The 19,450-nt window shown below is 43.9% G+C and carries 13 protein-coding genes; 2 read left to right on the top strand and 11 right to left on the bottom strand.

What is annotated here, in order from left to right; genetic code table 11:
• Positions 1 to 67 precede the first annotated feature (67 nt).
• Positions 68 to 1,900 (bottom strand): glutamine--fructose-6-phosphate transaminase (isomerizing), encoded by a 1,833-nt coding sequence (gene glmS, locus AB4180_RS17500; protein ID WP_017102945.1) that lies wholly within the window; start codon positions 1,898 to 1,900, stop codon positions 68 to 70.
• Between the two features lie 107 nt (positions 1,901 to 2,007).
• Positions 2,008 to 2,778, bottom strand: coding sequence for a DeoR/GlpR family DNA-binding transcription regulator (locus tag AB4180_RS17505; protein ID WP_004736011.1), 771 nt, complete (start codon positions 2,776 to 2,778; stop codon positions 2,008 to 2,010).
• A gap of 429 nt (positions 2,779 to 3,207) precedes the next feature.
• On the opposite strand from AB4180_RS17505, the gene pykF reads away from it, so the two are divergent.
• Both pykF and AB4180_RS17515 read left to right on the top strand, forming a co-directional pair.
• Complete coding sequence (gene pykF, locus AB4180_RS17510) at positions 3,208 to 4,620, top strand: pyruvate kinase PykF (protein ID WP_012603178.1); 1,413 nt, start codon at positions 3,208 to 3,210, stop codon at positions 4,618 to 4,620.
• 176 nt (positions 4,621 to 4,796) lie between these two features.
• Positions 4,797 to 5,468, top strand: coding sequence for a GntR family transcriptional regulator (locus AB4180_RS17515; RefSeq protein ID WP_102250512.1), 672 nt, complete (start codon positions 4,797 to 4,799; stop codon positions 5,466 to 5,468).
• 751 nt (positions 5,469 to 6,219) lie between these two features.
• On the opposite strand, the gene ilvN is transcribed toward AB4180_RS17515, so the two are convergent.
• The 9 genes from ilvN to AB4180_RS17560 all read right to left on the bottom strand — a co-directional run bounded on the left by ilvN (position 6,220) and on the right by AB4180_RS17560 (position 19,298).
• Positions 6,220 to 6,714 (bottom strand): acetolactate synthase small subunit, encoded by a 495-nt coding sequence (gene ilvN, locus AB4180_RS17520; RefSeq protein ID WP_004735875.1) that lies wholly within the window; start codon positions 6,712 to 6,714, stop codon positions 6,220 to 6,222.
• Between the two features lies 1 nt (position 6,715).
• Entirely contained in the window at positions 6,716 to 8,473 is a 1,758-nt protein-coding gene (locus AB4180_RS17525) for an acetolactate synthase 3 large subunit (protein ID WP_009847808.1), read from the bottom strand.
• A 460-nt stretch (positions 8,474 to 8,933) separates the two neighbouring features.
• Positions 8,934 to 10,742 carry a long-chain fatty acid--CoA ligase gene (locus AB4180_RS17530; RefSeq protein ID WP_102250511.1) on the bottom strand — a complete coding sequence of 603 codons (1,809 nt, stop codon included), beginning with the start codon at positions 10,740 to 10,742 and terminating at the stop codon, positions 8,934 to 8,936.
• Between the two features lie 201 nt (positions 10,743 to 10,943).
• Positions 10,944 to 11,903 carry a transcriptional regulator LeuO gene (gene leuO, locus AB4180_RS17535; RefSeq protein ID WP_009847810.1) on the bottom strand — a complete coding sequence of 320 codons (960 nt, stop codon included), beginning with the start codon at positions 11,901 to 11,903 and terminating at the stop codon, positions 10,944 to 10,946.
• 347 nt (positions 11,904 to 12,250) lie between these two features.
• Entirely contained in the window at positions 12,251 to 13,306 is a 1,056-nt protein-coding gene (locus tag AB4180_RS17540) for an MJ1255/VC2487 family glycosyltransferase (RefSeq protein ID WP_102250510.1), read from the bottom strand.
• 94 nt (positions 13,307 to 13,400) lie between these two features.
• Positions 13,401 to 13,925 carry a phosphatase PAP2 family protein gene (locus AB4180_RS17545; protein ID WP_012603172.1) on the bottom strand — a complete coding sequence of 175 codons (525 nt, stop codon included), beginning with the start codon at positions 13,923 to 13,925 and terminating at the stop codon, positions 13,401 to 13,403.
• 272 nt (positions 13,926 to 14,197) lie between these two features.
• Positions 14,198 to 17,305, bottom strand: coding sequence for an efflux RND transporter permease subunit (locus tag AB4180_RS17550; protein WP_102250509.1), 3,108 nt, complete (start codon positions 17,303 to 17,305; stop codon positions 14,198 to 14,200).
• On the bottom strand, positions 17,302 to 18,639 hold the full coding sequence (locus AB4180_RS17555; RefSeq protein ID WP_102250508.1) for an efflux RND transporter periplasmic adaptor subunit: 1,338 nt from the start codon (positions 18,637 to 18,639) through the stop codon (positions 17,302 to 17,304). Before AB4180_RS17555 ends, AB4180_RS17550 begins: the two co-directional genes overlap by 4 nt.
• Positions 18,639 to 19,298, bottom strand: a complete 660-nt coding sequence (locus tag AB4180_RS17560) for a TetR/AcrR family transcriptional regulator (RefSeq protein ID WP_009847815.1) — start codon at positions 19,296 to 19,298, stop codon at positions 18,639 to 18,641. Before AB4180_RS17560 ends, AB4180_RS17555 begins: the two co-directional genes overlap by 1 nt.
• Positions 19,299 to 19,450: the final 152 nt, after the last annotated feature.

Consider the following 19,450-nt stretch of genomic DNA (forward strand, 5'->3'; position numbering starts at 1 on the left):
CTTAAGTGAACGGCATTAATCACAGGATGGGCTTCTTATTATCTAATTTTCTTAGATAAGCTAACGATTACTCAACAGTAACCGCTTTCGCAAGGTTACGAGGTTGGTCAACGTCAGTACCTTTGATTAGCGCTACGTGGTAAGACAACAACTGCATCGGTACTGTGTAGTAGATAGGTGCTGTTACTTCACTTACGTGAGGCATCTTGATGATCTTCATGTTCTCATCGCTTTCAAAGCCTGCATCTTCATCTGCGAATACGTAAAGTAGACCGCCACGAGCACGTACTTCTTCAACGTTTGATTTCAGTTTCTCTAGCAAGTCGTTGCTTGGTGCAATAACGACGACTGGCATATCTGCATCGATAAGAGCCAAAGGACCGTGCTTAAGCTCACCAGCCGCGTATGCTTCTGCGTGGATGTAAGAGATCTCTTTCAGTTTAAGAGACGCTTCCATCGCGATTGGGTAGAACTCACCACGACCCAAGAATAGTGTGTGGTGCTTATCTGCAAAATCAGGTGCTAGCGCTTCGATCTCTTTATCAAACGCTAATGCTTTTTCAATATCAGCAGGCAGTTGATGCAGTGCTTGAACGATCTCAGCTTCTTTCTCTTCATTGATGCGACCTTGTAGACGACCAATTGACGTTACCATCATCAGCATAGCCGCTAGCTGTGTCGTGAAGGCTTTAGTTGAAGCAACACCAATCTCAGTTCCTGCGCGAGTCATGAAGGCAAAATCAGATTCACGAACCAGCGAAGAACCCGCTACGTTACAGATAGTCATTGCTGACATGTAACCTTTTTCTTTTGCAAGACGAAGTGCAGCAAGCGTATCCGCCGTTTCACCAGACTGAGACAGAGTCACCAATAGGCTGTTCGGGCGAACAACGAAATCACGGTAACGGAATTCAGAGGCAATCTCTACGTCACAGCTTACGCCTGCTAGAGACTCAAACCAGTAACGAGCTGCCATGCCTGAGTTGTAAGACGTACCACATGCGATGATCTGCACGTGTTCTACCTTGCTTAGGATCTCTTCCGCTTTAACACCGATTGCATTAGTGATTACAGAAGTGTCAGAGATACGACCTTCCATTGTGTTGATCAGCGCTGTTGGCTGCTCAAAGATCTCTTTCTGCATGAAGTGACGGTATTGACCTTTATCACCTGCATCGTGTTCTGCGTTTGATTCAACGATTTCACGCTCTACACGCTCGCCCGCTACATCAAATACTGTTACATCACGACGAGTCACCTCAGCAACATCACCCTCTTCTAAGTACATGAAGCGACGAGTTACGCTTAATAGCGCTAGTTGGTCAGAAGCAAGGAAGTTCTCGCCCACACCAAAACCGATAACGATTGGGCTACCAGAACGAGCAACAACGATACGGCTAGGATCTTTACGATCAACCGCCACTGTGCCGTATGCACCGTCTAATTGTTTTGCTGTTTTTTGCAGAGCTTCAACCAAAGAAGCTGACGTGCGAAGTTCCCACTCAACAAGATGAGCGATAACTTCTGTATCTGTTTGTGAAGTAAACACGTAGCCACGCTCTTGCAGCAGAGCGCGCAGTGTTTCGTGGTTTTCGATAATGCCATTGTGTACAACAGCAATGTCGCCCGACATGTGAGGGTGTGCGTTTGCTTCAGAAGGCTCACCGTGTGTCGCCCAACGTGTATGAGCGATACCAGTACCGCCAATAACATGTTGTTGATCGACTGCGTCTGCTAGCTCTTGTACTTTACCAAGGCGGCGTACACGAGTTAGGTTAGATTCGTTATCAACTACAGCGACACCCGCTGAATCGTAGCCTCGGTATTCTAGGCGGCGAAGGCCTTCTACTAAAATTTCAGCTACATCACGCTGTGCTACTGCACCAACAATTCCACACATAGTTTCACTCCATCAATTTCATTTTATTCCTATTGGCAGCAAGCAAAGGCCAGATCTTTATTAAGATCAATTATAGGAAGGTAAATGCATAATATTTAAATTTGTTTTTACGCTGGATCGGTCAGGATCACTCGAACATCATGTGATTCGATACTTGCTTTGGATTCTTCGCCTAAGTCTGTATCGGTAATTAAGATGTCAATGTGTTCCCATGCCAGCTCTAAGTTCGGGATCTTTCGTCCCACCTTTTCCGACTCAACCATCACGATCACTTCTCGTGACACTTCAGCCATTACTTTACTTAGGCCAACCAATTCATTGAACGTGGTTGTGCCTCTATCAAGGTCGATACCATCAGCCCCGATAAATAGTTGATCAAAATCGTAAGCTCGAAGTACTGATTCTGCGACTTTGCCTTGAAAAGAATCCGAATGGGTATCCCAAGTGCCGCCGGTCATTAGCAGTGTTGGTTCGCTTTCCAACTCATTAAGTGCATTAGCAACGTGCAACGAGTTGGTCATCACAACCAAACCACGCTTGCTATTGAGCTGCTGAATTAGCGCTCCTGTCGTGCTACCACTATCGATCACAATGCGGTTATGGTCGCGAATTAAATCTGCTGCGGCTTTCGCCAATGAAATCTTTCGAGTCGAAACTTGTGGACCCAGTTCTTCGTTGACAACCTCTTTCGGTAATGAAATCGCACCACCATAACGGCGCAAAAGCTGACCATTTTTCTCTAAAGACGCCAAGTCCTTTCTAATCGTGACCTCTGAGGTTTCGAACTTAGCGGATAATTCATCAACACTAACCTCCCCTTTTTCATTCACTAGGTTAGAAATTGCATGTCTTCTGAGCTGGGTGTTTCGTTTCGACATTTAAAAAAGGCCATTAAGTTTCGATGTGAAACATATTATAGTTACAACGAAACTATTTAGTCCATTTATTTTGATCCAAAAAATTAATAAATAGCGATAAAACCTTGTCCTAAGACAATTGTTAAGCAGTGATATTGAACTCATTAGGTGGTAGAATCCGCACCCGAAAAGAAAAAAAATTACAAAACTGACTGTTATTTTTTTGCAACTTACCGCCTATATAGTGGGGTGAGTCACAGAAAACCGATATTGAATCAAAATCTTTTGGTCATAAAATGACTAAAATTGATGAAAGACTTACAACTCTGAAGGACATATTGGAAGTCCCGCGCTTTTACACAACAGGCACAAAATGTTGATGTAGCGGACCAATCTTCAGACCTTAAATAAATTTCAAATTGTAACAATACTTACCGGAGAGTACCTTCCATGAAAAAGACCAAAATCGTATGTACGATTGGCCCTAAAACTGAATCTGTAGAGAAGCTAACTGAACTAGTAGATGCTGGCATGAACGTTATGCGTCTTAACTTCTCTCACGGTGATTTCGCAGAGCACGGCACTCGTATCGCGAACTTCCGTAAAGTAATGGAAAATAATGGTGAGCAACTTGCGATCCTTCTAGATACTAAAGGTCCAGAAATCCGTACTATCAAACTTGAAGATGGTAACGACGTAGATCTAGTAGCTGGTCAAGAGTTCACTTTCACAACTGACGCAACAGTTGTTGGTAACAAAGACGTAGTAGCAGTAACTTACCTAGGTTTCGCTAAAGACCTAACAGCAGGTAACACTATCCTTGTTGATGATGGCCTAATCGAAATGGAAGTTATCGCAACAACAGAAACTGAAGTTAAGTGTAAAGTTCTTAACAACGGTGCTCTAGGCGAAAACAAAGGTGTTAACCTTCCTGGCGTTTCTGTTCAACTTCCAGCTCTTTCTGAAAAAGACAAAGCTGACCTTAAGTTTGGTTGCGAGCAAGGCGTAGATTTCGTTGCTGCTTCTTTCATTCGTAAAGAAGAAGACGTTAAAGAAATCCGTGAGCTTCTAAACGCTAACGGCGGCGAGAACATCCACATCATTTCTAAGATTGAAAACCAAGAAGGTGTAGATAACTTCGATTCAATCCTTGAAGCTTCTGACGGCATCATGGTTGCTCGTGGTGACCTAGGTGTTGAAATCCCAGCTGAAGAAGTAATCTTCGCTCAGAAGATGATGATCGAGAAGTGTAACCGCGCACGTAAGATGGTTATCACTGCAACTCAAATGCTTGACTCTATGATCAGCAACCCACGTCCAACTCGTGCTGAAGCGGGTGACGTTGCGAACGCAATCATGGATGGTACTGATGCAGTAATGCTTTCTGGTGAAACTGCTAAAGGTAAGTACCCAGTTGAAGCTGTTACTATCATGGCTCAAATCGCGAACCGTACTGATTCAGCTCTTAAAGCTGAGCTAGGTTCTCGTCTAGACAGCCCACGTCTACGCATCACTGAAGCAGTATGTAAAGGCGCTGTAGACACAGCAGAGAAGCTAGCTGCTCCTCTAATCGTTGTTGCAACTGAAGGCGGTAAGTCTGCACGTTCAGTACGTAAGTACTTCCCAACTGCAAACATCCTTGCTCTAACAACTAACGAAAAGACAGCTGCACAGCTAGTTCTAACTAAAGGTGTTAAGCCAGTTCTTGTTGACTCTATCGAGAACACAGACGCGTTTTACATCAACGGTAAAGAAATCGCTCTACAATCTGGCCTAGGTAACAAAGGCGACATCGTAGTTATGGTTTCTGGTGCTCTAGTCGCTTCTGGTACTACAAACACAGCATCTGTTCACGTTCTATAAGAATGAACCGATTCGCATAAAATATAAAAGAGGGCTTCGGCCCTCTTTTTTTATGAAACAAAATCTTGCCTAACTTTTCAGTACGCTGTATTATCAATCACATTAGAACTACGTACTGTTAAACTCCAATAAACTCTTCCTAAGAAACGGATTAGCAGACTAGAAATCAAATATACATGAGGTTTGTAATGTCTAGTCCTACGCTTACTGACAAAGTATCAAAGATGATTCGCCAAGATATTCTCAATGGTGAATTAACCCCAGGTAAAAAACTCGTTGTAGCTGATCTCAAAGCACGATACAACGTCGGCGCATCTCCAATTCGCGAAGCCTTAGTGCAACTATCTTGGAGTAAATACGTAAAGCTAGAGCCACAAAAAGGCTGCTGGGTATCACCGGTATCAAAGAAAGAACTCAATGACCTATATGAAAGCCTTCGTGTTGTCTCTTCTGTTCTGCTTAAAAAGGCAATTTCAGCAGGCGATGAAAGCTGGGAACTGGAAGTATTAACCTCCTACCACAAGCTATCACGCATACAATATGTCTCAGAAGAGTTTGATTGTGTTGAGTGGGAAGAACGTCACCAGCAGTTTCATGCAGCGTTACTTGAAGGCGCAGACTCAGAGAACATGTTTAAGTTCTTTGATGATCTTATCAATCAAGTAAAACGCTACCGCTTCCTAGCGATGTCAGCGAAAAGCACATCTGATGATCTGTTCAATATTGATGAGCATGAAATGATCATGAAGCTGGTACTTGCTAAAAATGTCGATCAAGCGACAGAACTATTGGATCAACACCTGTTAAGTTCAATGAAACGAATTGAAGAAGTTATCGAAGCCGCATAATGTCAAGATAGATTCTAACCACATAAAAACGGAGCCTAATAGCTCCGTTTTTTATTTCCAGCATTACGGCTGAACTACCACCCAAAAAACTCTTTGTGATGAGTATTGAGTAGCACAACCATAGGTAAAAAATACAATGCACTCAGTTGAAAGCCAAGAACGGCTAATGTACCTATGGTTAACCTCACTAAAAAATCGACAAACATACCACGCCTCTTTCAATCAGACTGTATGATCCCTAAACCCTTGCTTCAGCGAATCTGATTCAACTAATGCCTTTCAAGACTTTGATAGGGTTAGCTAACCAGTTGAATTAATTTAATTTTGCCATCCTTTTACATCTAGTAAACACTCTATTAATCGCATCTTTTATCATAAGATGACATGAAGCAAGACTATTTGATTATTGTTCAGTTTAGCTCAAATCACCGCGAGCATTAGACTTTAGTCTAATCATATAAACTTTGTGATTTAAGTCTCTCAAAAATGAGATTTCCAATAAATATAGATGCATGGTACTGGAGGGGATCAAGCACAGTAAATAACAGGGCACTCTATAAAAAGCGCAATAGCGCCCTAATGGAGAGCTACAAAGAAATGAATGGCAATAAGAAAGTATGGACAAACGATGCTTACTTCCAGAAAGCAAAAAGGCCCAAATTAAGGGCCGTTCGTATCAGTAAAATCGCTATTTTTTTCAAACGATTAAATGATCAGTTTTAGCTTAAAAGCAGCCTTAAATCTTTCTTCGTTAGGCTTTCAACGCTCGTTCACCACGTGCGATGCCAACAACCCCACTTCGAGCCACTTCAAGTACTTCCGTTACTTCAGACAATGCCTGAATGAAAGCATCCAGCTTCTCGCTAGTGCCGGCCATTTGAACCGTATATTGCGAAGCCGTCACATCAACGATTTGACCACGGAATATATCCGCTGTGCGTTTCACTTCAGCGCGAGCAAAGCCGCTAGCGCGTACTTTTACCATCAGAAGTTCACGCTCGATATGCTCAAGCTCAGACACTTCTTGTACCTTAAGTACGTCGATTAACTTGTGTAGCTGTTTTTGGATCTGCTCAAGCTGCATTTCGCTCGAGTTAGTGGTGACATTCAGACGAGAAAGCGTTGGATCATCCGTAGGGGATACATTCAAAGACTCGATGTTGTAGCCACGCTGAGAAAACAAGCCAACCACACGAGATAGTGCACCTGGTTGGTTTTCCATTAATAGTGAAAGGATGTGTCTCATATTATGTTCTCTCCGTTTTGCTTAGCCACATGTTATCCATACCCTCGCCTTTGATCTGCATTGGGTATACGTGCTCGGTGTCATCCACACTAATATCGACAAATACCAAACGGTCTTTCATCGCTAGTGCTTTTTCCAAACCTGATTCCAGTTCATCCGGAGATGAAATACGCATGCCAACGTGGCCATAAGCCTCAGCGATAGCAGCAAAATCAGGAACAGAGTCCATATATGAATTAGAGTAACGACCTTGATAAACAATGTCTTGCCACTGTTTTACCATGCCTAAGAAACGGTTGTTAAGATTAATAATCTTAACGGGAATATTGTATTGCAGCGCAGTCGACAGCTCTTGGATATTCATTTGAATACTGCCGTCACCAGTAACAATCACAACTTCTTCATCAGGTTTCGCAAACTTAACGCCCATACCAGCAGGTAAGCCAAAGCCCATCGTGCCTAGACCACCAGAGTTAATCCAACGGCGCGGCTTGTCAAACGGGTAATACAAAGCAGCAAACATTTGGTGTTGACCTACATCAGAAGCAACATAGGCATCGCCATTGGTTACTTTATGCAGCGTTTCAATAACTTGTTGTGGCTTAATTCGACCCGACGTTTTGTCATACGCTAAGCAGTCACGTTCTTGCCACTGTTTAATTTCACTCCACCAGCTTTCCATCGCTTCTGCATCGTTAGTTCCACCTTGCTCAATAAGCAGGTTAACCATGCTTTCTAGTACTTTTTCCGCTGAACCTACAATCGGTAGATCCACTTTAACGTTCTTAGAGATAGAAGATGGATCGATATCAATGTGCATGATCTTCGCATCAGGGCAGTACTTATCTAGGTTATTGGTCGTTCGATCATCGAAACGTACGCCAATACCAAAGATCAAGTCCGCATTGTGCATCGCCATATTGGCTTCATACAAACCATGCATGCCCAACATACCCAAAGAGTTCTTATGAGTACCAGGGAAAGCGCCAAGCCCCATTAGGGTACTTACCACGGGTAAATTCAGTGCCTCTGCTAATTTTAATAGCGGCTTATCTGCCTCAGAAATAACCGCACCACCACCGACATAAAGTACCGGTTTCTTCGCTTCAAGAAGGGCTTTTAGCGCCTTTTTGATCTGACCTTTATGACCCGTAACCGTTGGGTTATATGAACGCATTTTGATCGTTTCTGGGTATTCATAAGGAAGCTTAATTTGTGGGTTTAAAATGTCTTTTGGCAGGTCAATAACCACAGGACCTGGACGTCCTGTCGTTGAAATATAGAATGCTTTTTTAACGACTTCAGGGATATCTTCCGCTTTCTTAACGAGGAAGCTGTGTTTAACGATCGGGCGTGATACACCAACGATGTCACACTCTTGGAAGGCGTCGTTACCAATAAGGTTATTTGGTACGTTACCAGAAATAACAATCATTGGGATTGAGTCCATGTAGGCTGTTGCAATACCAGTAACGGTATTGGTCGCACCTGGACCAGAACACACAAGTACTACACCCGGCTTACCGGTAGAACGAGTATAGCCATCTGCCATGTGGGTAGCGGCTTGTTCGTGTCGTACTAATACGTGTTTAATTTCAGCAGTTTTAGCATGCAGCGCATCGTAGATATCAAGTACAGAACCACCTGGATAACCAAAGATTTGTTCTACACCCTCTTCAATTAGAGACTGCACCACCATCTCAGCGCCGGATAACATTTCAGCGCCGGATGACATAGCTGTTTCAGGTTTTGTTGTCATATTGCTCTCCTCACCAGTTTCCAATCACATTTGGTGAACATGTTGGGCTGGTTTTTCATAGTCTAGGGCTTATTCGTAGCCTAATTCGAAATACTTCCACTTTTTCGGCTATGGCTGTCTGTAGTGATAACAACAAACAGTAATACGAAACAACTTTAACGCTTTATTATCATCTGGTCTAACGCCTGTTATTCGGCAACTGTGCCAAAAAACCAACTATTAGCTCAAAGCATCAAATAAAACCCAACACAGGCTTTCACACTAGGTTTAAATACTGCCTACTTGATAAAAAAAAGCACTTAATATTTCAACAGTTCGCTATTTATCGATAAACAGCGAGCTTGTTGGTGTGCGCTTTCGCACATTGTGCTGTGTCATTAGATACAAAAAATCCCCCTAAAAATGCAATCACATTCGTAGGGGGATTTTTAAACAACTGAAAATTTATCTAAACAGAAAACTACTTATCTTTAGGCTTTTCGTTGTACATTTCTTCGATTTCGTCTTGATACTTATCGTTAATAACCTTACGACGCAGTTTCTGGGTCGGTGTTAGCTCACCATCATCCATAGAAAACGCTTTTGGCAGCAACTTAAACTTCTTCACTTGCTCAAACTTCGCTAGCTCTTGTTGTAAGTCATTCACACGCTTCTCTAGCATCTCTACTATTTGGTGATTTTTAACAAGTTCCACACGGTCATGATATTTGATATTAAGCTCTTTGGCATACTCTTCTAGCGAGTCATAACAAGGAACAATCAGTGCAGAAACGAATTTGCGCGTATCAGCGATAACAGCAATCTGCTCGATAAAGTGATCTTTACCAATTGCGCCTTCAACCACTTGCGGTGCAATGTACTTACCGCCAGAAGTCTTCATTAATTCTTTGATGCGATCAGTAATGAATAGATTACCATTTTCATCAAAATGACCCGCATCACCCGTTTTTAGGAAACCATGCTCGTCAAATGTCTTAGCTGTCTCTTCTGGCATCTTGTAGTAGCCACGCATCACCATTGGGCCACGAACAAGGATCTCATCCTTAGCGCCAATTTTCACTTCAGCGCCCGGCATCGACATACCGATCGAATCAGGGTTAAAACAACGGTCATCCCAGCACGATACTGTTGCCGTGGTTTCTGTCATGCCGTAGCCAAGTTTTACATTGATACCAATCGCGTGGAAGAAGCGACCAATGGTTTCATCAAGCTTCGCGCCACCACATGGCATGAAGTTGATGTTACCACCTAACAGAGCTCGCAGTTTAGATAACACAAGCTTGTCAGCAAGCGCATGGCTCTTCTTCAGCATGAATGATGGTGTACGACCTTCTTGATGACAAACAGAAAGCTTCGCGCCCATGTTCACCGCCCAAGTAAAGAGTACTTTACGAATAAACGGTGCTTTAGATACCTTCTCGTGAATCGCTGAGAAAATCTTCTCGTAGAAGCGAGGAACAGCAGACATAACCGTTGGTTTAACATCACTCAGTGCGTCACGAACTTGCATGGTGTCTTGCAGATAGCAGTTGGTTGCGCCTTTATAAAGGACATAGAAAGTCCAAGCGCGTTCAAATACATGTGATAGAGGTAAAAAACACAATGAGACGTCGTCTTTGCTTAAGCTGAGACGCTCATCATGGCCTTTTAGTTGATAGCCAACATTAGTGTAATCAAGCATTACACCTTTAGGCTGGCCTGTTGTACCAGAGGTATAGATAAGCGTCAGTAAGTCATCCATGCTGGCATCCGCAAGACGAACATCAAGCTCAGCTCGCTGCTCTTCAACACCACGAGCCATGAACTCTTTCCAAGAGACGGCAAAGCGATGTCCTTGCAGATCGATATCATCAGACATCGCCACAACAACTTCTAGCTGTTCACACTCTTCAAAAAGGCTAACCGCCGCATCGAACTGAGCTTGCTCGCCAACGAATAAGATCTTCACATCTGCATTTTGGATAATGTAAGAAGACTGCGCCGCTGTGTTGGTTGGGTAGATTGGTACCGTTACAAGGCGCGCTTGTAAGGATGCGAAGTCAGCCACAGTCCACTGAGGCATATTGTTCGAGAAGATACCGATCTTATCCTGAACTCTCAATCCTTGAGCCAATAGCGCTAATGAAAGCGTATCGATTTGTTGTCCAAATTGTTCCCAGCTAATACCTTGCCATACATTGTCTACTTTGTGCTTCAAAGCTGTACGGTTGCCGCCTTGGGCAATTTGGTCACGAAGTCTTTTTACGATATGAAAATCTAAATTGGCCATCTCTTTACCTTTGGCTTACACCTGTAAGCTTTTTTGAGCGCACAAGTGTACCTCTGATCATGGAAAAGGCAACTGATGAAGCTCAAAGTTATAAGTAATAGTACGTCTCACGCTAAGTTTTCTATCAACAAAAATAGCAGGTACAAAAAAACCCCAAGCCAGACTCCTAGCTTAGGGCTTATAAATCATAGGAATTAGTGTCTAGTTAAGCGCCACTACTTCGCCACAGATCATCATTAACTGATCTCGTAACCAGATGTGTCCTTTGTCCTTTTCACTTGATTCGTGCCAGCTAAGGAAGCCAGAAATCGCCGCATTATCGAATGGGAAATCTAAAATCTGAAGCTGCTCTTTGTTTGCTGCATGTTCTACCATCCAACGAGGAGCGATTGTTACAAGTTCAGATTGACCAACAACGTAAAGAACGTTGCTCAAGCTCGTACCTTCGTAGAAAGGCGTGCAATCTAGGTCACGGTAAGCTTGCTCAGAGAAGCTACGTTGACCGTGAATGCGAGACAGTTTAGCGTGCTTTTCGTTAAGCAACTCTGCCGCTGAAACTTCACCGTTGATGCGTGGGTGAGAAGCAGAAGCGACCACAACCAATTCATCTTGGAAGATTTCAGTGCTTGAGAAACCTTGCTCATCAAAACGCGAGTAATCAATAACGAAGTCAATTTCTTGGTAACGCATGCGCTCAGAAAGTTGACGGTCAAATTCCGCATCCATGTGCAGATTAACGCTAGGTGCTTGGTCGTTGATTGTCGACATAATCTTAGGTGCAAAACGCATGTCGCAAGGGCTACAAATTGCAAGTTTGAACAAACGAGAAGACGACTCTGGTGAGAATACAGAACTTGGCAATTCGTTGCGTACTAACTGCAGCGCTTGGCGGATTGGGCCAAACAACTGACGAGCACGTTGAGTCGGTTGAATACCACGACCTTGACGCATGAATAGCTCGTCGTTGAACATTACTTTCAAACGAGCAACAGCATTACTTACCGCTGGTTGAGACATGCCCAGATTATGAGCTGCACGTGTAATATTTTGCTCTTGCATAACTGCATCAAATACAGTCAAAAGATTTAAGTCGACTCCACGAAGTGTGCTTTCCATTCTGTAGCTTGCAATTGCACTCATTGCGTCTTTTTTCTCTAACATTCAAGTTGCCTCTTGTCGGTTCGACAGGGTTAAATTGGTAATGGTGTGGGAATAGATAACCACTAATTCTTATATTTATCAGACCGATGTTTTTCGGATTGCCATTACTATTAACCAATAAATCTCGAGCTACCAACAAGATTGATAAAGAATAATTTAATTTTACCTTAATGATTAAACAACACCTAAAAATCAGTTGCTTATGGAGTTATAAAAAAACATAAAATGCGTCACTTATGAGTTTCATTTCGACTTATTTAGCTGTCCTATCGTTTTGGTTACATTTGTTACAAATTATTGAACTCGTGAATCGTTCAGCTAGGCAATTCAGAAATAACACTTATGGGTTACGTGAGTGATGCATAACTAGGAAAATCCACCTTATCCCAAAGTTGCTTTCTCAAGTCATCTTGGTTGGACCATTTGCCCGCCAAAACCCACTCAACAAGTGCACTTGCCACGTCAGGGTAAGTGACCCTTTCAGCCTGCTTTTCACCGAGCCAACTACGCAAGATAGCCGCGTCTAAAAAACTCATGGTTTGAGCCAACCCGAGCGCTTCAAGCGTCGCCACATTACTTTGTTGTTCGAACTGTCCCTCAAGAGGCTTAAGAAGCAACTTCTTACCTAAAGTTAAGGCTTCAGATGGCAATTCAAAACCGCCGTTGGCCACCACACCAGAGCACTGATTGAGATCGAATTGGAAGCCGGCATGACTGAGTGGTTTGAACTCTATATTTTCGACTCGGCTATACTCAATCACATTCGGGTGATAACAGACAAAGTGATGAGAAACAAACTTCATCAACAACTCAGAGATCGCATCAAGATCCTCAAATGGTAGATAAACCAAGGTGAAGTCTTGTGTTGCTTTCGCTCGCTCATCACACGCTGGCGTGTGAACGATAGGTGGCAATATTGGCTGTTCAAAGTGATACCAGTGCAAACCAATAGAGTGCTCAGTTGGGGCGAAATGTTGAATCACGGAATGTTCAATCCAGTTGCCCCCTTCTTTAGGTACATCATAGCGGAACGCATTCTGGTGGCTTATACCAATACATGGCACACCTTTCCTCTTAGCCGCCCATGCCGTCACAGGTTCAAAATCATTAAGCACTAAGTCATAAGGCGCAAGATCGATCTGGTTAACCTCGCGGAGAAATCGCCAGATGTTGTTCTTGATGAATGTCTTGCCGTATTTAACCTTCCCCTGCTCGCTGTAAAAAGTTAAACCGCTGCGGGTCTGATAGTTGCCAAACGCTTCCATCGAAAAGAATTTACTCTCGTCTCGCCCAGAGAACAGAAAGTCGACATCAATATTTTGCTGACGAAAAGCGACGGCCATTGCTCTCGCTCGAGCGATGTGCCCATTCCCTGTACCTTGTACGCCATATAAAATTTTCATTCAGGTTCCTTGAAGATTAACAATTCGAGCTCTGCTGTCTTTGCCTGTGTCTTTTTAATATGAACAACAGAACAAACAGCCATACAACTAAGCGCTATAAAATGAAGTAAATGGCTAGGCTTGTGCACGCTATACCCAGCGCTGCACCAATTAAGACATCCGTTAAAAAGTGCACACCGAGTAGGATTCGAGATCCAGCAATCGCTGTCGCCCAAATCAAGCTAAAGAGATAGAGACTTGGATAAAAATGTCCGATTAGAGTCGCCATAACAAATGCAGCAGCAGAATGCCCAGAAGGCAGGCTGTATTTATCTGATGGCACAATGTGAGAGTGAAGCAATGAAGAGAATTCAGCGGGTCTACGGCGCTTAAGAGTGTTCTTGGCTAACCAATAAATCGGCAGCTCTATCGCAAAAGCGGCTAGACCAACCATTAAAAATTCACGACCTGTATAGCCATCAGCTAACAGCGCAATCAGAGCGATCAACACATATAAGTGACCATCCCCAGTATGAGACACCGCTTTACTCAGTGTTGCATGTTGCCCGCTATAACGGTTCTTTAAACAGAAAACAGAAAATGCCACATCCCAGCGGACAATAGGTTCGATAGTACGCATACAATCTCCTTAACAATCCTTATTCAGTTAAGGCTCAAGTTATGCTCCTGAAATGACAGTTAAGTGACGTTTTGAATGAACTAAAATGAATTTTGAGGCGAATTGACCGCTTTCGCTAAGCAAGCTGATGGGGCCTAAAAACTGCCGATAAAAATAAAGCGACCCAAGGCCGCTTTATTCTTCTACGTTTTTACTTCTTTATATAAGCAAGCAAACGCTACTTCTATCGTGTTAATGGTTATAGCGTTCGCTAATGATAATAGCGCTAAAGGCTATAGCGCTAATGGCTCATGCTTTTTCACTAAACCAAAGTCCGCCAGTATCGCGTAAGCGGCAGGGATCATAAACAACACCAGTAAGGTTGAAGCAAATATGCCAAACACAATTGAAATAACCAGAGGCTGGATAACCTGAGCCTGCAAGCTGGTTTCCGTCAACAGCGGTAGCAAACCTGCCGCTGTGGTCATTGAGGTCAAGAATACCGCACGGAAACGCTCACGACTGGCCTTCACCACCGAGTCATGAACGCTATCTCCCTCATCAACATGGTGACGAATGTATTGCACTAGCAAGATGGAATCATTGACCACGATTCCGGCAAGCGACACAAAGCCCATCATGCTCGGCATGCTTAACGCGTGCCCTAACAGCCAGTGACCAACAACTACACCAATGAAGGCCAGTGGAATCGCTAACATTACGACGATCGGTTCCAAGTAGCTTCGGAACTGATAGCTCAGAATCGCAAACACACCGAATAAACCCAATAGGAAGCCTTTACCCATTGAGGCTCCGGTCTTCGCCGCATCTTTGGCTTCCCCTTCAAAATCAAAGCGTAAGCCCGGATACTTTTGAATAAGCTTGGCTGCTTCATCTTTTTGGAACTGAGCCAAAATTGCTGAAGAGCTCGCTTTCTTATTATCAATATCACCAAAGATACTGATGGTTCTCAGCCCATCGATACGTTGGATTCGTACGTAGTTACGTTGGAAATCTAGCGTTGCCAATGTCGCTAGCGGAATCTGGCTGCCATCTGCAGTGATGATTGGGAAGTTAGCTAGTTGCTGCAAATCCCCTGCCTGTTCTTTATCAAGGCGTACCTCAATCGAAATGTTCTCGACCCCAATTTGGATTTCATCCGCAGTCTGACCAAAGAAGGCCGCACGCAATTGGGAAGCAATCATCTGCCCATTAACATTGTAGGTTTCAGCACCTGGGCGCAGTTTAACTAAGATCTCTTCCTTACCCATGCGCATGTCATCAAGCACGCCGTGCACACCATCAAACTGATTGAGGTACTCTTGAATATCTAAAGAAGCCGATTTCAACGCGGCAAGATCATCATGTTTGGCGCGGATCTCGATAGCACGACCGCCCGGCCCCATCGTCGGTTGTTTGAAAACTAGCGAGATAGGATCAGCCAAATCGCCGATGTCTTCCCGCCATGCATCAATAAAATCATCGATCACCGTGTTGCGACTCTCTGCACCACGCAAGTCTAAGCGCACAGTGGCTAAGTGTGGGCCTGATTCATTGGCATCTGCGTTTGCATTGAATTGGCTGGTGATATGCTCAACCAATTTATTACCGTCCTCAACCTCTTCACTCCACTGCTCATTCAAACGTTCAGCAGATGCGACTATTTTATCGACGACTTTCTCGGTTTGAGACAGTGATGCACCCGGTGGAAGAATGATGCGAGCCTCGGCAATATCACCATCCAACTCAGGGAAAGGTTGGAATTTGACAACGCCACCTGCAATCAAGGCTACCGAAAGCAGCAGCAGGGTAAGCACTCCGCCCATAAAGGCATAGCGGAACGTCACGACCTTCTCGACCATGTTCATCAAAGTGGTATTGCGAAAGTTCTCAAACTTCTCAAGCAGAACGACTTTAAAGCGCAGCGCTGGCTTATCATTTTTTTCTTTGTGTAATGAATGAGATAAGTGATTTGGTAGAATAAGAAACGCTTCGATTAAGCTCAGCGACAACACCAAGATAAGCACCTGAGGCACCGCTTTAAGCACCGCGCCCATTTCCCCATCAAGGAACAGTAAGCTACCGAAAATACACACAGTGGTTAGGAAAGAAGACAAGACTCCGGGGAGCACTTTCTTCACACCGTTGTACACCGCATCGTCAACGTTTTGCCCCCGATCCAGATGGGAAGCTATAGATTCGGCTATCACTATGGCGTCATCCATCATGATACCAATCGCCATTAATAAACCGACCAGTGACATAATGTTGATCGACAAGCCCAAGTTAGCCATTAAGAACAAGCCACCAAGGAAGGCTACCGGCAAACCTGCTGCAACCCAGAATGAATATCGTAAACTGAAGAACAGCCACATGGTTGCGAACACCAACACAATACCTTGCCAGCCATTACGCACCATCATGGTTAGACGATCCCAAAGTACCGACGAGAGATCGTTGGTCATTTGTAGTGTCACGCCATCGGGCGCAATCGCGCTTTGATCTTCAACGAATCGAGTCACGTTCTCTTTAATTCGTAACGCATCATCTTCTTTGTTCTTACTGATTTTCAACAGAGCAGATGGCTTACCATCAAATAGAACCTTCTGTTCATCAAGCTCAAAGCGGTCGGTTATTTTGGCTATGTCTCTCAAACGAATCACCGAGCCATTAGGCGCAGATCCAACCACAATACTTTCCAGCTCAACCGGTGTAATTCGTCTCTCATCAAAACGAATCAGAAAATTTTTGTCTGGCGTCTCAACGTTACCGCTTGGCAGTTTTACATTCTGACGGCCAATTTGGTCGGCGATATCACCGACACTCAAACCCAACTGGCGAATGGCTTGGGTATCCAGTTCGACACGATATTGGTGATCGGAAAAACCACTAACTTCGACTAAAGAAACGTCGTAATCGAGCTTCATGGTTCGTTTGAGATCTTCGGCGTAAGCTTTGAGTTCAGGCCATGAGGTTTCGGCTGTAATCGCGATATCAACTACCGGTTCATTCCAATCCAACTCTTGAACAACCGGAGATTCAATCTCACTAGGGAAATCATTGATCGAGTTGATCTGAGTTTGAACGTCCACCAGCATTCGGCCAATGTCCGCTTTCTCATTTAACTTGAGAATTAAACGAGCGCTGCCTTCGATGGCTTCACACTGAGTCTCTTCAATGTTGGCTAAGCCGTCTACTGCATCTTCCATTCGCACACATAAGCTCTCTTCCACTTCTTGTGGTGATGCGCCGGGATAAACGATCGCCGCCATAATGTAAGGTGGATCATAGGCAGGAAAGGTTTCACGTTTGATGGTTGATAGTGAGCTTATACCCAAAATCAACAACCCAAGCATCAACAAGTTTGCTGCTGTAGGGTGCCGAGAGAAAAACTTGATCATGATGCACTCTCCTGAGTATCTGATTCAAGCTCAGCCTCTTCAGAGTTCGACTCTTTCAGTAACATGCCTTCGATTGCAGGTAAAACGTCATTGAGAATTAACTTATCACCCGCGTGCAGTTCACCATCCACCACCACTTGGTTATCTCGACGATAAAGCACTTCAACATTCACCACTTGTAAGCGCTGGCTGTCATCCATCAGATAGACCTTATCACCGTGCAGAGTGCGCTCTGGGACAACCCAACTAAGGTTGGCCAAACCTTCAATCTCCGCTTTAACAAACATACCATTGACTAAAGGCGTTGCGCTGTCTGGTTGCAGTTGTGAGTAGTCTTGAGCGATTTCAAGAATGATCCCTGCTGTTGCTTGGTTCTCATCAACGGTTTCGCTGATTCTCGCCACCTTTGCAGGCCAATTGAGGTTAAGGCTGCCACTGTTTAACTGAATACTTGCTTTGATCGGCGCTTCATAAGGGTTTGGTATGTCTGCGGCATCACGAGGGAATTGAGTAAAGCTTGAGGCTAAAGTTTGCATATCGTGAATAGAGAGTTGCGCCTCAACTTCCATAACCTTAATCCCGTGAGCAACAAACATCTCTTGCTGAAGATTAACCACTTGGTTTTGTTCAATATCGACCTGCGCAATTCGCATCGCTCTAGGCAAGGTGATGGTCGTTTTATCCAAAGAGCGTTGCGCCTCTTTTACTTTAGAGACATTCACCTTAATCACTGCTTCCGCAACACGCTTTTCATCTGGCATCAATGCAATTTGGTTATCAATATCCAATACAAGCTTCTGTTGAGACAACGCACTTTGTTGTTGCAGGTCGACATCCGATTGAGAGGTGAGCCCTTTCTTGCGCAGATCTTGTTTACGTTGCAGCTCTTTGTTGCTGATCACTAAGCGGTTCTTTTCGATCTTTAGGGTCTGCTTAAGGTTATCTTCTTCTTGATTCAATTTAGCTAATGAGGTCTGGCTTGATTTAAGATCCGCTTCGGCTTGTACCAGCTTTAACTCGTAATCTAAGGGATCGATCTTAAGTACCTCAGTACCCGCTGGAATGATCTGCCCTTTTTCTAGGTCTGGATGTCGATAAACAATCTGCCCTGTCACCTCGGCAATGGCTTTCCATTCAACTTTAGGGACTACTTTGCCAAAGCCCACTGCCAACGGCGCGATCATTTGTTGTTCTAAACTGACGGTTTCGACTAGACGAGCCCTATCTCCCGCGGGCTTAGTCGGCAGATCAGGCTTTAAGCTAATCGCAGTCACAAGGCCGATGACACCAACCGCAAGTGCTGGAAAGAAGAGTAGTTTTTTATTTATTTTCATTATCTTTTGTCCTGCACTGCAGAAGGGCTCGGTGCGTTGATAAAGCCTTCGGTCATCAATTGAATGTTGTGTTCGATTAAACGGTTAAGAAATTCTTCATTAATCTCAATACCATGGATTGCTAATAGAGGGGGCGGAGCAATGAATGGAAACACCATCAAGCTTATATACGAAACTCGACACAATTTTGGATCCATGTTCTGTTTTAAGATGCCTTGTTCAACCAGCTTTTCAAAAATGACATCTTGGGCTGGCTTGGCGACATCGAGAAAAACCTTTTCGAGCAACTCTCTTTGCACTTCAGAGGGAGGCATATTCATCACTTGAGCAATCAAGCGAGGAAACTTGGGCACCTTGACCATCTCTTTATAGTAAGTCCGCATTAAATCAAGAAAGTTCTCATGGCTGCTTTCTTCAACCAATCTCTGCATTTGCAATTGCATCGGTCGTAGCGTTTCACGCAGCATCGCCTCAAATAATCCAGCCTTACTGCCAAAGTAATAACGGATCATCGCAATGTTCACACCCGCACGATCAGCAATCAGGCGTGTCGAGACCTTGTCGTATGACTGAACGACAAACAGATCACGAGCATGCTCAATCAATAGTTGTCGAACATCTAAGTTCTGTTGAGGTCGCCCCGCTTTTCGTGCTGTCATGGCATCAACCTATCTCTATAATTAATCATTCGATTAATTATAGAGATAAACAGGCATAACAGTAGAAGATTAATTACTCACTATTTAATCAATTGATTAATTACTTTAGTCACGCTTGTGATTTTTTTGGTGAATCGTTCCATTAAAAATAT

The sequence above is a fragment of the Vibrio sp. 10N.286.49.C3 genome, from assembly GCF_041469545.1.
GTDB lineage: Bacteria > Pseudomonadota > Gammaproteobacteria > Enterobacterales > Vibrionaceae > Vibrio > Vibrio tasmaniensis_A.